Origin of the sequence: Paraburkholderia ribeironis, assembly GCF_900019265.1 — a bacterium.
Lineage (GTDB): Bacteria > Pseudomonadota > Gammaproteobacteria > Burkholderiales > Burkholderiaceae > Paraburkholderia > Paraburkholderia ribeironis.
In genome coordinates, this window is sequence record NZ_CYGX02000045.1 from 39,842 (window position 1) to 53,346 (window position 13,505).

At 57.7% G+C, this 13,505-nt stretch carries 12 protein-coding genes and 3 pseudogenes; 7 read left to right on the plus strand and 8 right to left on the minus strand.

The genetic code is table 11. The features are described from left to right. Window positions 1-13: 13 nt before the first annotated feature. Window positions 14-130, minus strand: a pseudogene (locus BN2475_RS35675) (DUF72 domain-containing protein); the annotation flags it as partial. A 290-nt stretch (window positions 131-420) separates the two neighbouring features. On the opposite strand from BN2475_RS35675, the gene BN2475_RS20055 reads away from it, so the two are divergent. Further along, entirely contained in the window at window positions 421-1,197 is a 777-nt protein-coding gene (locus tag BN2475_RS20055) for a DUF4377 domain-containing protein (RefSeq protein WP_245841429.1), read from the plus strand. 117 nt (window positions 1,198-1,314) lie between these two features. On the opposite strand, the gene BN2475_RS20060 is transcribed toward BN2475_RS20055, so the two are convergent. The 3 genes from BN2475_RS20060 to BN2475_RS20070 all read right to left on the minus strand — a co-directional run bounded on the left by BN2475_RS20060 (window position 1,315) and on the right by BN2475_RS20070 (window position 4,114). Further along, complete coding sequence (locus BN2475_RS20060) at window positions 1,315-1,722, minus strand: GFA family protein (protein ID WP_094781336.1); 408 nt, start codon at window positions 1,720-1,722, stop codon at window positions 1,315-1,317. A gap of 263 nt (window positions 1,723-1,985) precedes the next feature. Further along, window positions 1,986-3,275: a hypothetical protein gene (locus BN2475_RS20065; protein ID WP_094781246.1), complete on the minus strand. Its 1,290-nt coding sequence runs from the start codon at window positions 3,273-3,275 to the stop codon at window positions 1,986-1,988. A 20-nt stretch (window positions 3,276-3,295) separates the two neighbouring features. Then, complete coding sequence (locus BN2475_RS20070; RefSeq protein ID WP_094781247.1) at window positions 3,296-4,114, minus strand: peptidoglycan-binding protein; 819 nt, start codon at window positions 4,112-4,114, stop codon at window positions 3,296-3,298. A gap of 508 nt (window positions 4,115-4,622) precedes the next feature. Here BN2475_RS20070 and BN2475_RS20075 point away from each other — a divergent pair. Together BN2475_RS20075 and BN2475_RS20080 are read left to right on the plus strand one after the other, a co-directional pair. Next, window positions 4,623-5,726, plus strand: a complete 1,104-nt coding sequence (locus BN2475_RS20075; RefSeq protein WP_245841430.1) for an extracellular catalytic domain type 2 short-chain-length polyhydroxyalkanoate depolymerase — start codon at window positions 4,623-4,625, stop codon at window positions 5,724-5,726. A gap of 192 nt (window positions 5,727-5,918) precedes the next feature. Beyond that, a complete protein-coding gene (locus tag BN2475_RS20080) occupies window positions 5,919-6,752 on the plus strand; it encodes a hypothetical protein (protein WP_094781248.1) in 834 nt (277 codons plus the stop codon). Window positions 6,753-6,964: 212 nt separating this feature from the next. Here the strand turns inward: BN2475_RS20080 and BN2475_RS20085 are convergent, their stop codons facing one another. Continuing rightward, entirely contained in the window at window positions 6,965-7,837 is an 873-nt protein-coding gene (locus BN2475_RS20085; protein ID WP_094781249.1) for a helix-turn-helix domain-containing protein, read from the minus strand. A 173-nt stretch (window positions 7,838-8,010) separates the two neighbouring features. Between BN2475_RS20085 and pobA the strand changes: the two genes are divergently transcribed. Both pobA and BN2475_RS20095 read left to right on the plus strand, forming a co-directional pair. Next, entirely contained in the window at window positions 8,011-9,201 is a 1,191-nt protein-coding gene (pobA, locus tag BN2475_RS20090; protein WP_094781250.1) for a 4-hydroxybenzoate 3-monooxygenase, read from the plus strand. Between the two features lie 441 nt (window positions 9,202-9,642). Beyond that, window positions 9,643-10,017 (plus strand): VOC family protein, encoded by a 375-nt coding sequence (locus BN2475_RS20095; RefSeq protein WP_094781251.1) that lies wholly within the window; start codon window positions 9,643-9,645, stop codon window positions 10,015-10,017. A 141-nt stretch (window positions 10,018-10,158) separates the two neighbouring features. Here BN2475_RS20095 and BN2475_RS20100 read toward each other — a convergent pair. The 3 genes and pseudogenes from BN2475_RS20100 to BN2475_RS20105 form a co-directional block, all read right to left on the minus strand. Next, a pseudogene (locus BN2475_RS20100) lies at window positions 10,159-10,602 on the minus strand (methyl-accepting chemotaxis protein); the annotation flags it as partial. Beyond that, window positions 10,603-10,938: pseudogene (locus tag BN2475_RS36560) on the minus strand (HAMP domain-containing protein); the annotation flags it as partial. Window positions 10,939-10,944: 6 nt separating this feature from the next. Next, complete coding sequence (locus BN2475_RS20105) at window positions 10,945-11,370, minus strand: Tar ligand binding domain-containing protein (RefSeq protein ID WP_159444588.1); 426 nt, start codon at window positions 11,368-11,370, stop codon at window positions 10,945-10,947. A 459-nt stretch (window positions 11,371-11,829) separates the two neighbouring features. Between BN2475_RS20105 and BN2475_RS20115 the strand changes: the two genes are divergently transcribed. Together BN2475_RS20115 and BN2475_RS20120 are read left to right on the plus strand one after the other, a co-directional pair. Next, window positions 11,830-12,138, plus strand: a complete 309-nt coding sequence (locus BN2475_RS20115) for a c-type cytochrome (protein WP_218023707.1) — start codon at window positions 11,830-11,832, stop codon at window positions 12,136-12,138. A gap of 229 nt (window positions 12,139-12,367) precedes the next feature. Then, window positions 12,368-13,354, plus strand: a complete 987-nt coding sequence (locus tag BN2475_RS20120; RefSeq protein WP_245841431.1) for an MFS transporter — start codon at window positions 12,368-12,370, stop codon at window positions 13,352-13,354. The last annotated feature ends 151 nt before the right edge of the window (window positions 13,355-13,505 follow it).

Consider the following 13,505-nt stretch of genomic DNA (forward strand, 5'->3'; position numbering starts at 1 on the left):
AAATGACACAGGACGACGACGCGTACTGCAATTCTTCTGTCTGTTTCAGACCGGCAGGGTAGAAGCTATTGCGCCAACCCTCATAGCGCCAGCCGGAAATGCCAATACGTACGTCGCCGGATTGTTTCATGGACATGTGCGAGCGGACACGCGCCGCTGATTGCGGCATTCAAGCATCAACTATTCCAGCTTCAAACACACCTTGTCCGGGCGTTGCGCGATCTGTTCGCGACTGGGAACCCAGCGCAGTGCCGCCGGGTTGTACCATTTACTGGCTTCTTAGGACTTCCGGTGAGCGACTTGATTTTCCCGTCCATCCGCCCTTAACGCGACCAGCTGATCTGGAGCATTCACTGAATTATCGGAGGTGCCGACGTGAAACCCTGCATGCTATTGCTGCCACTCGCTCTTGCCGGTTGCTTGCAGACGCCTGAAGCGACAAGCCCGGCCGCGTCAGCGGGCGCGTCCGCCGAGGCCGCCGCGAACGCGACCTCGACGACCGGGTCGGGCCTCCTCAGCCAGTACCACTGGCAACTCAATGACGCAATTGATAGCAAGGGCAGGCGCATCGATGCGTTGTTCGTCGGGACGAACAGACCGGTGCAACTGGACTTTAGTGCTGACCGGTTAACGGTGGTCAATAGCTGCAACAACATGGGGGCCGATTACAGCATCAAGAAAGGGCGGCTGCGGATTGGCCCGATGGTGAGCACCTTGATGGCCTGCCACGATGCCGCCCTCGCCGCGCTCGACGATGCGATTGCGCAGCGCCTGAAAGGCAGCCTCAACGTGAACCTGCTGGCCCGCGGCGACACACCGCGCCTGCAACTGGTTACGGATAGCGGCGATACGTTGAGCTTTACCGGCGTGCCTACTGCTCAGACGCGTTTCGGCGGCCCCGGTGAAACGGCCTTCCTCGAAGTGGCCGCACAGACCGTGCCGTGCAACCATCCGCTGATTCCAGACAAGCAATGTCTGTTGGTGCGCGAACGTCACTTCGACGAGCAGGGTTTGGTGACCGGTACACCCGGCGCGTGGCAACCGCTGGATCAGGCCATTGAGGGCTATACCCACACACCGGGCATGCGCAACGTGCTGCGCGTGAAGCGCTATACGGTGAATAACCCGCCCGCCGACGGACCGTCAGTCGCTTACGTGCTGGACATCGTGGTCGAATCGGAAAAGGTCGGGCAGTGAGAGACCCGTACGGTTTAGCCGCGTTTGCGAATACTGATGCATTGCAACGTTCTCGAGTTCGATGCGACTGCTAAGGAAACTGCTATCAGCTCGATATCGGTTTCCTTAGCGACAACGTCAAAGATGTCGGCTTTCCGGAGGGGGATTGCTCCAGTCATTCGCGAGCCCATTCTGGTAAGCGACCGGCGCATTCAAGGCTTCTTCCAGGTCAAGCTCGTCAAGACACATCATGTTCACGTTGATGTACGGGTATCCCGTGCCGTTTGGCATATCCACGCGGTCAAACGCGTGGACACCGCACCGCTTGCAAAAGGGATGTCGGGCTACCGGGTTTTTGCCTTGATACTGCGAAAGTGCGCTTTCACCAGAAAGAAGACGAAACTCTTCCAGCCGAACCTGGACGAGCCAGAACCGCAGTCTGCTACAGAAGCTACAGTTGCATTTCACCGTACCTTTACTGAAATCGACGCGGACTTCAAACCTCACCGATTGGCAATGGCAACTTCCGCGGTATGTTCGCAGCATAGGCTCTCCCATGGTTTACGATCCACTCGGCACGATGCGGAGTCTATCAGGCGAGCCGACTGTCTGGACCGACAGAATGCCTGCCCGCTAATGGACGTTGGTGGTGCCCGCGCAATGGGTAGCGGCCTGGGTTTCGTGGGCAGGAATGGAAGGCCAATTGGCAGGACGACAATTCAGTCGCGGCAAACGAAAACGCCGTTTCTTCTTCTGCTGCGGAGAAGCGCTTATCGTACCGTTCGGATCGTCGGTGCCTGCCCCAGGATTCATCTGGCCGGCGAAGACTTGTCTGGACGATCGAGGCTGAACACTCGCGTAATCATCATATCGATCATTCGGAAAAAGCCGTCGGCGCCATAGCCGGCAAGGAACGCAATCGCCGACGCCGACAGCGTCAGCACGCCTGCCCCCGAACTCACTTGCGCCGAAACGGACGCGGGAGTGAAAAACAGCCCGACGGCAAGCCCCGCGATTGCCCCCAGAATCAGACGGATAATGGCGAGCGTTTCATCACGTGGCGCAAGTGTGCTGCTAGTGATCCGGTTGCCAATGTCGCGCAGAAAAGAGGCGATTGTGCCGACCACACCAAACATGACGGGCAATACATAGCTCGCGTACGCGGAGAGCACCAGTGTGATCGACTGGATATTTACCTGTTTTGCGACGTAACCAAGCTCGGCCTTTTCCCGCAGTCCGGGCGAGGTCGGAAACGGCACCATCAGCCAGGTGGATGGCCAATGGTTGGCAAACGTGGCAACGTCGCTGATCGACTTGTCATAGCGCGCCTGAAAGTAGGACCACTGATTGCACAAGAGCCTGATCTCATTGCTTTGCTGCTCGATCCTGTCTGCATGACAGCGCGTCGGAACGCTGTCGTGGGTCTGCTTTTCAGGCGCCAATGCTGCGTTTTCCTTGTCGACCTGTACGTAAATCTGGCTCGTCACGTCAGCCGTACTCCTCTGGTTTTCTTCGAACCGGGACGTCAACTGCACGCCGTATACGACCAGCCACAACAGAATCGCCGCAAGCAGGGTGATGGCGGCGCCCATCCACGCCACACTCTTATGAAAACGACGGAATCGCTTTGCACTAACAACAAGACCCGGATAGGCCGTTCTCGCCACGAGGGCACGCGCCCGGGAACGCACGGACGATGCAGCTTGACGCGCGACGCCCTCGATCTCCTCAAGAAAGATGTATGTATAAGCGATCGTCAGGCCGCACGCAGGATAGGCGACCGAGTTCAACTTGTCTTTCACGTAGAGCAGAAGTGCCGCGCTATCTGCCTTATCCGCCATATTTTGTCCGCTCGGTGGCGGAAAACGCATTTCGCAGATGCGCTCGATGACCTGGTACGGTGTCAGAAGCGCGCCGTTCCCGTCATTTCGATCCGGGAATTTGACGTCGCCGATGTCCCAGATGTGCGAGTCGGGTCGCCCAGATATGAAGTCGAGCAGCAGGTGGACCTCATTGAGATCGCGTTTGAAGATGAGCTCGTCGAAGGTGCTCGACACCGGTTCATCGTCCGGCACGGCAGCAAGAACAGGAGTGGCCATCGTTGGCTCCGCATCGCAGGCTAGCTGCCGAAAGAATCGGGAATCAGTGCGGCTCCGCGCTGGTAGGCGTCTTCAAAACGATCCAGACCGTTTGTGCCACCATTGACCAGTTCCCGCGCACTTGCCATGTTTCCCGCAAGCAGAGCGTTCTTGATTGCAAGCTCCTTGTCCGCGAGGAACAACGCAAGCAGATTCGCCGCGATAGCCGGGTCGCCGGCCAGTTCCGGATTTGCGATCAGGTCGACGGGTGGCGAGAGCTTCGGTCCGAACGTCGCGTAATTCGACCGCCCAGTGAGCTGGATGTAACCTCGACCCTTGAACTGCGCCCCGTCCGGCGCCCCCTGGTTACCCAGGTCTCTGCGATTGTCGTAAAGATCGAAGGGGTGGCCTGACGGCGACGTGTTGAATCGGGATTGGCCTTCGCTGATTGGCTCGAAGCACTCCGCTTCGGCGCGCACGGTGGAAAGCGCCATCAGGACCATGGATTTGTCGGCCACGTTGTTCGTCACCAGCGCGGAAAGCACCGACGGCAGATTGGCTTTTATATTTCCGATCGGCGTCACCGGGAACATCTGGCTGACGACCTGGACAGTTACCGCAGGGATAGCCGACGGCAAATCGTTCGAATCGGCAAGGCCAAGTGCTAACAGAGTACGCGGTCCCGCCACCCCATCCGGTAGCAATCCTTCGCTCTTTTGAAATGCGATGACTGCGGCGACGGTAGCTTGCCCGTACATACCGTCAATTTCTCCGGGATTGAAACCATGGCGCGCCAGGCATTGCTGCAATGTTTTGACATCGTCGCCACTATCGCCCTGCTTAAGCACATCGTTTTGCATGGCCTTTCCTCCTCGTCGCGTCCGCTGTCAAATCACCGATCTGATGATGCAGACAGTAGGCGATTGTTCGTGCGTCACGAGGACAAGGCGCTCCATTATGTGAGTTAGCACACAGTTTTGGGCGATTGGATTCGATCTTCGTGATCTGCTTCAGGCAATTGACAATTTCAGGCTCGCGCAAATGCATGCGGCCAGCCTTTATATCACATGCGAAGTACACCTTGCGCCGATCAACAACCAGGGGGCCCATCTACGTCGCGGGGTACGCCACGTATACGGCAGCATCGGCGATCAATTGCGGGCTGAGCTTAAAACGGTCGCTGCGCACTTCGTTCTACCGATAAGCATTCGACTTTGCAAACGCGCCGACATACATCGACTCGTCGTATTCGCCCCTCGTGCCGCCAGCACGAAGCAAGTGCGCTGCCTCTCAAAGCACGCCTGGAGCAGGGAACAGATTCTTCGGCAATGTGTCTGCAAGCAATGCAACCGAGTGCGAGGCCCGCCGGTGAAAGTGATCCTTTACATATGTACCATCGCGTTGTCGATACTGTCCGCTCGCTCTTACGGCGAGGCAGTCAGCTATCCGCCATTACCGGCGCTCAACATCGATATCTCGCAGACGTCGGTCTCCGGCATCTCGTCGGGAGGGTTCATGGCGGTGCAGCTGGCCGTTGCGTATTCGTCGATCATCAAGGGTGTGGGCGTCGTCGCGGCCGGTCCGTACTATTGCTCGCAAAACGACCTTCTGATCGCCACAACCCGATGCTCATGCACCATCCAGCCGACCAGCGCGTGCGAGGTCTCTGCTGGCAGCACCGATGTGCCGAAGCTCGTCTCGCGCACCAAAACATTGTCGGCCAATCACATGATCGACGATGTCGTTGGTGTCACCGGTCAACGCATCGTCACGATCTCGGGGGCAAGGGATGCGACCGTGCCCACGGCCGTTGTTACCCAGTTGCAGCAGTTCTATGCGGCACTCGGCGTGCCGACGCAGAGCATGAAGAACATCGAAATCGCCGATGCAGGCCACACCATGCCCACCATCAACTATGGCGTGGCGTGCGCAAAAAGCGAATCGCCGTTCATCGGCAAATGCGATGTTGATGGCGCGAAGGAGATGCTGGGCTGGATCTACGGCCCAGATCCGCTCGTGCCGCCCAGTGCGGCGACGCGACAGGGACGCTTCATCCGTTTTGATCAGAGTCGCTATCTACCGGCGAACCGTCCATCGGGTTTTACGTGGACGACGGGCATGGACACTACAGGATGGCTCTATGTACCGAGCACCTGCGATGCCGGTGCGCCTTGCCGGCTGCACGTCGCGCTGCACGGTTGCGAGCAGGGTCAGGACTACGTCCCGCTCGACTCGCGGCCCGGCCTCTTCTATGGCACGACGTTCGTGCGGCACGCGGGCTACACGCAATGGGCGGACAACAACCGGATCGTCGTGCTATATCCGCAGGCAGTATCGATTGCGGGACTGAACCCGAACGGATGCTGGGACTGGTGGGGTTACACGGACAGTCATTTCGCCGACCAGCAAGGCGTTCAGATGCGCGCGATCCGGAACATGATCGGACAGTTGACTTCAGGCGCGACTCATTGATTGGTTGATAGTGGTGAACTGTGGTGAATCTGCCCATGGCCAGCAGCATTCAATATAAGTACCACCGCAATTACCACCTCTTTCCGCATCGCCCCCCGCTCTGCCGAATGGAGACGATGCGGAAAGATCGGGCAGGTTCCTGCCCGACATGGCTCTTTCACGTGACCGCAAGCAGATGAACAGGAGGCACTTATGTTGGCAACCAAAGTTGGGCTCGTCGACACGACGGGTACGGTCGATACTCAAACAATGGCCGCGGTGGCTGCGGCGCTCAATATCCAGGTGACACGGGATTTGCCGAAATATTGGCCAGTCAGTGCCTCGGTTTCGTATCTGGCCGATCCAAAAAGAATTCCCCAGGGTGTGTGGCCCGTACAGCTCGTCAAAACCCTGCCTCCGGACGAAGGCGGCTTCCATATGACTCGCCATAACCAGCCGTACGCGAAAGTAATCGTCACGCCGGGCAGCGAAGAATGGGCAGTCGATGCAAGTCACGAAACCATAGAAATGCTCATCGACCCGAATGGCAACCGGCTACAGACCTCGAACTCGATAGAGATCGTAGGCGACGAGATCCAGGATGGCACGGGCCGCTTCGAGTATCTGGTTGAGGCCTGTGATCCGTGTGAAGCCGACCCGTACACCTACACGATCGATGGAATAGCGGTTTCCGATTTCATTACGCCGCACTTCTACGACCCCGCTGTCACCGCCGACGCGCGCTATAGCTTTACGGGAGCAGTGAAGAGGCCGAGACAAATTCTGCCGGGTGGCTACATCAGCTGGGTCGATCCGGCAACCAACGAAATGCAGCAGATTCTATGGGTAGATCCGGGTCGACCACCCGTCCAGCGTAATCTCGGACCGGTAACAGGTGGGAGCCTGCGTCTTTTCATCGAAGCGCACACATATCACAAGAGCCGCGAGAAACGTGAGCAACTGAAACCGGAGGTCAAAGCAAAAAGAGCAGCCTATCGGGAAGCACTGGCCGCCGCGGCTGAGGTGCGCGCCAGTCACTATAAGTAAGATCATCCTGGTCTTTCTTCAGGACGGCTCTTGGAGAACGCCAAAGGCGATGGAGCGGGGAAAGGTTCGCTGTGTTCTCTTTCCCACGCGCTACACGCCTTGGCGCGCTGGTTATGACGTTTTTGCGTCAGGCGGGCGTTCGAGATCGCGTCCATGTCCGTAGCTTTGCTGAGCCGGCCATGCATGCTGGCGTACAAGCGTTAGCGTGACTTTCACTTTCCGGAGCGGAAAGTATTCGGCGTAGTTCCTGTCAGCCGTTTAAAGAACCGGGTGAAATAGGCCGCCTCTGTAAAGCCGAGCAGATGGGCGATCTGATTCACGTTGAGCGTCGTGTAGACAAGATTGCGCTTCGCCTCGAGCAAAAGCCGCTGATGAACCAGCGCGAGCGCACTTTGATGGGCAAGGCGCTGGCAGAGTGTATTGAGGTAAACCGGCGTGACACCGAGAAGCGCGGCGTATTGGCTGATCGGAAGATGTTCGCGATAGTGCTTTTCGATCAGTTTTGAAAACGCGGTCAGGTAGGCCTGACTGCGATCGCGTCGTTCGCCAATCACGTGACGCTCCCGCTCGCGTCGGCTTACCCATACTACCAGCGCGCTGACCAGCGAGCGCAGCAGCAGATCACGGGACGGTTCGAGGTTCGAGTATTCGCGGTTCAACGTGGTGCAAAGCATATCCAGGTAAGGCTGGTCGGCATCCGCTGTGTAACACCCCGGATGTTGGAGAACCAGCCGTCCGGTATCGCTCTGCTTCTGTAGCCAGTTCATTAATGGCGCCGCGATTGTGATCACGAACCCATCGACGTCCGGGCTGAAATGGAACCCGTGCACACACATCGGTGGCACGACCTGTATCGACGGTCGATCGACCCGCGTCTGCTCTCCCTCGATTTCAAGCACGGCCACTCCGCGTTGTACGTACAGTAGTTGAGCGAGATCGGCATGCCGATGCCTATGAATTTCCCAATCGTGCACGCTGCTGCGCTCAGGAATAGATTCGCAATGCAGCAGATCCGGTGTTCGCCATGCGGCGCCTTCGCCATACAGCTTGAAGACCGGGATGGTTTTCAGGGTCGCATGTTTCATCTGAGCTTACCGCCAGCCGGGCCGACCCGACGTGGATATTTGAAAAGTGCAATTCTAGATCTGAAATTTGCCTTATCAAAGTCGGCTGATTGACGAAAAATACAACATTAGAGATGCAGTGACCTGCCGTGAAAGGGAAGGCGCAGCGTCCCCCAAAGGAATTGGAGGAGATCATGGTGAATCGAACACAGGTTGCAATCATTGGCGCGGGCCCGTCCGGTCTCTTGCTAGGTCAACTGCTTCAGAAGGCGGGTATAGACAACGTTATTCTGGAAAGGCAGAGCGGCGAGTACGTTCTCGGGCGCATTCGTGCCGGTGTTCTCGAACAGGGCACCGTCGATCTGATGCGCGAGGCGGGCGTCAGTCAGCGCATGGACGCCGAAGGATTGATCCATGATGGCATCGAACTCGTTTTCGGCGGTCGACGCGATCGCATCGATCTCAAGCAACTGACCGGCGGTTCGTCGGTACTCGTGTACGGTCAAACCGAAGTTACGCGCGATCTCATGGCCGCTCGCGCAGCTAGCGGTGCACCGATCATTTACGAAGCGGCGAACGTTCAGTTGCACGATGTCAAATCCGAGCGACCCTACGTGACGTTCGAAAAGAACGGCGAGACTATCAGGCTGGAATGCGACTATATCGCCGGCTGTGATGGCTTTCATGGTATATCGCGAAAGACTATTCCTGAGGAAGTTCTCACGCACTACGAGCGCGTCTATCCGTTCGGATGGCTGGGTCTGCTTTCCGACACTCCGCCAGTCAATCACGAGCTGATTTACGCACATCACCATCGTGGCTTCGTCTTGTGCAGCCAACGGTCTACAACGCGCAGCCGCTACTATTTGCAGGTGCCGCTCACCGAGAAGGTTGAGGACTGGACCGACGAGCGCTTCTGGCAGGAATTGAAGACGCGGCTACCCGCGGATGTCGCCGGCAAGATCGTAACTGGTCCTTCACTTGAAAAGAGTATTGCCCCGCTGCGCAGCTATGTTGTTGAGCCTATGCAATACGGCAAGCTGTTCCTTGTTGGCGACGCGGCGCATATCGTCCCTCCAACGGGCGCGAAAGGGTTGAATCTGGCAGCCAGCGACGTTAGCACGCTGTATCGCATTCTGCGTAGCGTGTATCAGGAAGGTCGAGTCGATCTCATCGAAAAGTACTCCGAGGTGGCGTTGCGACGGGTTTGGAAAGCGGAGCGGTTCTCGTGGTTCATGACCAACCTCCTGCATGAATTTCCGGATCGCGATGCATTTGACAAGCGCATGCAACGTACGGATTACGATTACTACACGAGCTCGGAGGCGGGTCTCAAGACGATTGCCGAAAATTATGTCGGTCTGCCTTACGACCCGATTGAATGAGCACTCCGACGCGCAGCAATGCGCGATGACATGGCTTGACGGTGCCGCTTCGCTGTCCAAACGCGAGGCGGCATGTGCCTCGCTTCAACCGGTCCGGTGCCACAGGCGAGTCAGTGTCTGCATGCCCCTGCAATAGGGCGGAGCGCGGCAGCGCAACCTGAAAAAATAGAAAAATCCATTCGTTTCCGGCGCCAATTTCTTCCCGTACCGTTCGGATTGCGCCGCAAGAAGATGAACGACGTTGTCGGAGCCGTGTCGGTGCGATCCGCCAGCGTGACTTGGACGTCGGTTATGGCCAGCGGTTTCGAGCAAAAGACGGTTGAAAACGCGGGCAGGGGCACGTCGCAGTGTCTTGCGATCAGGGCAATTTTCCCCTAGGTATGATCCGCTTGTGCGTTCTATGCTCCATATGCGGTCAATTGCCATTCAGGAGGGACGCATATGTTCGATCACATTGGCTTGAGAGTATCAGACGTGCCGCGCAGCGTGCGCTTCTATCAGCAAGTGCTGGCGCCGCTCGGCTTCGAGTTGTGCATGCATGAAGGCGAGCTTGCAGGGTTCGGCAAGCCGGGGCAGGCCCAGTTGTGGCTGCATGGGGCAGGTACGGACGCCGCGACGGCGCGCGGCGTGCACGTCGCGTTCGAGGCAACGAGCCGCGAAGCCGTGGAGCGTTTCCACCATGAAGGCATACACGGGGGCGGCGCGGACAACGGCAAGCCCGGGTTGCGCTCCGACTACGGCCCGACGTACTACGCAGCTTTCCTGATCGATCCGGATGGGAACAACATCGAAGCGGTGTGCATGTCGGGTCCATAGTCGGATGAATCGCCATTACGCTGCTTTTGAACTGCCGCCCCAAAACGCGCTCGCTGCGTATCGGCTGTCGGGGCGGCAGTGGTCGCCAACCAACTACCGCGGAACTTTCTTGATTTCCTTCGCCGCGGTTGCAGCGCGCTAGGCGAGCGAGCGTACTTCAGCAGCTACCACCGCGAACCCGCGGCCCTGCGCTCCCGCGCGGGCCGCCTCGACAGCAGCGTTCAGTGCGAGGATGTTGGTCTGGAATGCGATGCTTTCGATCATCCCGGTGATATCGGCAATCTTGTTCGAGCTCTCACTCGCTTGCAGCATTACGCCGACTACCTGCATGACGACCGCATTTCCTCGCGCTGCCGTTTCTGACGCCTGGTTGGCCAGGGTAGCGGCTTGGCGCGCATTTTCGTTGTTCTGTTGAACGATACCGGTCAGTTGCTGCATGCACGCTGCCGTTTGCTGAAGGGACGCAGCCTGTCTTTCCGTTCGTGCCGATAGATCTGCGTTACCCGACGCTATTTCCGTCGACGCCGTGGCGACTGATTCCGCCGAGTTGCGGACAGTAAGTAGTGTCGATGACACGCGATCCATCAACTGATTGAACGCGTGAGCAGTCTGTCCGATCTCGTCCATCCGTTCGACAGGTGCCCGGTGTGTAAGATCAAGTGACTGGCTGGCGGAATCCAGCGTCGTCTGCATTGCGCGGACACTGCGGCGAATCGTTCCAAGCTGTACCCAGGTGTATGCACCGACTGCCAGCCCACCGGTTGTCAATAGCGCGATCATTAGAGTCATGATGCGGCGATACGCAACAACGTCGCGATCGCGAACCGCTTTCGCCTCAACGTCCAGAAGATCGCCAATTTGCATTATGTTCTGAAACAGCGACACACCGGCCGGGCGGACCTCGTTGGTTTCCGCGTCCATCGCGTCCTATGTTTTTCCCGCCCGCAGCAGACTTTCAACCTTTGAGAGCGCTTCGACAAACCGTCGCCGATTGACGACAAGCTCCTTTGCGATCGGCGTGAAGGCAGCGGCTTTTTTGCTGCGCTCGAACATGCCGAACTGTTCATTACTGGCTTTCTGCAATTCCTCAACGATTTGAAGGCGCTGCCGTCTGGCGGCATCATCAGTCAAAGCTAACACTTCCATGAGCTGGATAGCGCTGCCGAGTGTCATGATGAACGATCTTTCAACCTGCTGTCCGGGACGGGTGACACCTTCGTATGCCCGTTGCGCACGCTCGTTAGCATCGTCGATACCCTTGATCCCAAGAATTGCGACGAAAATGCATAGCAGGCCGAGAGAGAAATAGGCTGCTGTAAGGCGCTGTTTCATGCTTAGGGTAAAGCCGTTCATACAACGGTGCTCCATTTCTGGAAGTCGGGTTCGATGCAGCAAAGACGGGATGGAAGCGCTGGAGCCAACTTCATTTTCTTGCAAACAACCAACAGCGTTCTGGGAGGATTGGCATCCGGCAATAGCCGAACTTGTCGATTGCCCGGGGGTGGCTGGTTTGCACGAAAAAAAGGCAGAGAGGGTTAATCCGGCGCGTGGGCAGTCCAACCGTAGACCGCAAGTTCAGGCAACAGAGGCCCGCACTGTCGCTCGCGGGACCTCAGCCTTCTTATCCAGCTACGCACCGTTTGTCGCTGGAACGATGTGCGCAGACCTACTCGTGCGATTGCCTGGACAGTTCCACTAGAAGAGCCTGTCGGGTCCAGAATGCCATTGATGGCCGCCTGAGAGCCTGCGCTGGCCTTCTGGTAAACGCCTTGTATTCGCCGCGGACTAGTCCTGCTCTCGCTGCACTGCGCCGTGGCACATGCGCAGATTCCGGGGAACGCCCCGGACGCCAATGCAGGCAAGCGTCGCGCCGCGGTCTGCTTCGCGTGTCACAGCGTGGACGGCGTGGCGAAGATACCTGGTGTTCCGAACCTCGCGGGGCAGCAGCGTGCCTATCTGGAGAATGCGCTGCTTGCTTACCGTGAAGGTAAGAGTCGGCGGAACGTCACGATGAACGCGATGGCGGCGCCGCTTTCGGATCGTGACATCGCCAATATCGCGGCCTATTTCAGCTTGCAGGTGGGAAGCAGGAGCGGCGACACTGGCAACTGGGCAATGTAAGCCGCTCATCGGATCCATTGCCATTGGGACGCAGTAAACAAAAAAACTCGCTATTTTCTGCATGTTGGTCGTCTCACGATCGCACGCAATAGTCATCGAAACACTGGGGACAAGGCTCGCGTTGAAAGCACAAGACAGCAAACTGGGGAAGCGCACCCTTCGTCGACGACTGTGGCCACTTTACTGTTGCTGTTTCGCAAGTCTGGCTTCGATGCGGATATGCGACGCCATGCTGACGTCGCTCCAGGCGAACTTTGCAGTAGATCGCCAGCACGCAGCCTACGCCATCTCGGTGTTTGCGCTTGCCCATGGCGTCATGCAGTTGTTCTTTGGACCTTTGGGTGATCGCTTCGGCAAGGTCAAGATAATCGCCTTCGCTGCACTGGGATGTGCAGTCGGCAATATCGGCGCTTTCGCGTCAGATAACCTCAACCAGCTTCTTGTCGCGCGTGCTGTTTCGGGAGCGGCCGCGGCGGGTATCGTCCCGCTCACAATGGCATGGATCGGTGACACCGTCGGTTACGAACGTCGCCAGGAAATACTCGCCAGGCTTCTCGGAGCGACGGTCTTTGGGACCATCTTCGGTCAGTGGGCGGGTGGGGCGATCCCGTCTGTCGCAAGCTGGCGAATTGCATTCCTGGTCATCGCGGTCATGTTCGGCATTGCCGGAACGTTGACATTCATGCAGGCGCGAATGCGAGAGGGCGTTGCCGATCCCGTGCAAGGTCAGTTTCTGCACAATACGGCATCCGTGTTCCAAACGTCCTGGGCTCGCGTCGTGCTTGCGATTACGATGGTCGAGGGTTGCCTCGCCTATGGCGCGCTCGCCTTTTTGCCCACTCACGTCCATGAAGCAATCGGTCTGCCGATCTCGCAGGCGGCCCTGGTCGTCGGGCTATACGGCATAGGTGGACTGGTTTATAGCCGTGTCGCTGTTTTCCTGCTTCCTCTTCCTGGGGCAATCCATTGGCATTCTGTCGGGCGCACTGCTCATTCAACGGACTTCGACATCAAGCCTTCTTCTTCTGAGCGGTATCGGGCTGCTAGCGACTGGGATAACGTTCGCGGTTCTCCTGCGGCGCAGGCGCGAACCGCGATGATCGTTGGTCATCGGGCCATGGAGAAGGAGGTCTTCATCGCGTACGTGCTCGGTTCGACAAAGACGCAATGCCCGATGTGGTCAGTGAAGGAAGGTATTGACGATCCACAGCCATAGCACGATGACCGCGACGTTCAACGCGGCGGCTGCGATTGCGAGAAAAAGAAGTGAGGAGTCGTCTCCCTCCTGTGGAAAGACATACTCGATCATCGTTCGTATGAATTTCAACCGCACTCCCTCGTGTGAGTGTTTATGAAGGTGAGAAGCG

What these genes read in the sequence shown, in the direction of transcription:
- pobA (WP_094781250.1), top strand. Translation starts at nt 8,011, where the DNA reads ATGGTGAATCGAACACAGGTTGCAATCATTGGCGCGGGCCCGTCCGGT.
- BN2475_RS20105 (WP_159444588.1), bottom strand. Translation starts at nt 11,370, where the DNA reads ATGAACGGCTTTACCCTAAGCATGAAACAGCGCCTTACAGCAGCCTAT.
- BN2475_RS20120 (WP_245841431.1), top strand. Translation starts at nt 12,368, where the DNA reads ATGCTGACGTCGCTCCAGGCGAACTTTGCAGTAGATCGCCAGCACGCA.
- BN2475_RS20060 (WP_094781336.1), bottom strand. Translation starts at nt 1,722, where the DNA reads ATGCTGCGAACATACCGCGGAAGTTGCCATTGCCAATCGGTGAGGTTT.
- BN2475_RS20065 (WP_094781246.1), bottom strand. Translation starts at nt 3,275, where the DNA reads ATGGCCACTCCTGTTCTTGCTGCCGTGCCGGACGATGAACCGGTGTCG.
- BN2475_RS20070 (WP_094781247.1), bottom strand. Translation starts at nt 4,114, where the DNA reads ATGCAAAACGATGTGCTTAAGCAGGGCGATAGTGGCGACGATGTCAAA.
- BN2475_RS20095 (WP_094781251.1), top strand. Translation starts at nt 9,643, where the DNA reads ATGTTCGATCACATTGGCTTGAGAGTATCAGACGTGCCGCGCAGCGTG.
- BN2475_RS20080 (WP_094781248.1), top strand. Translation starts at nt 5,919, where the DNA reads ATGTTGGCAACCAAAGTTGGGCTCGTCGACACGACGGGTACGGTCGAT.
- BN2475_RS20085 (WP_094781249.1), bottom strand. Translation starts at nt 7,837, where the DNA reads ATGAAACATGCGACCCTGAAAACCATCCCGGTCTTCAAGCTGTATGGC.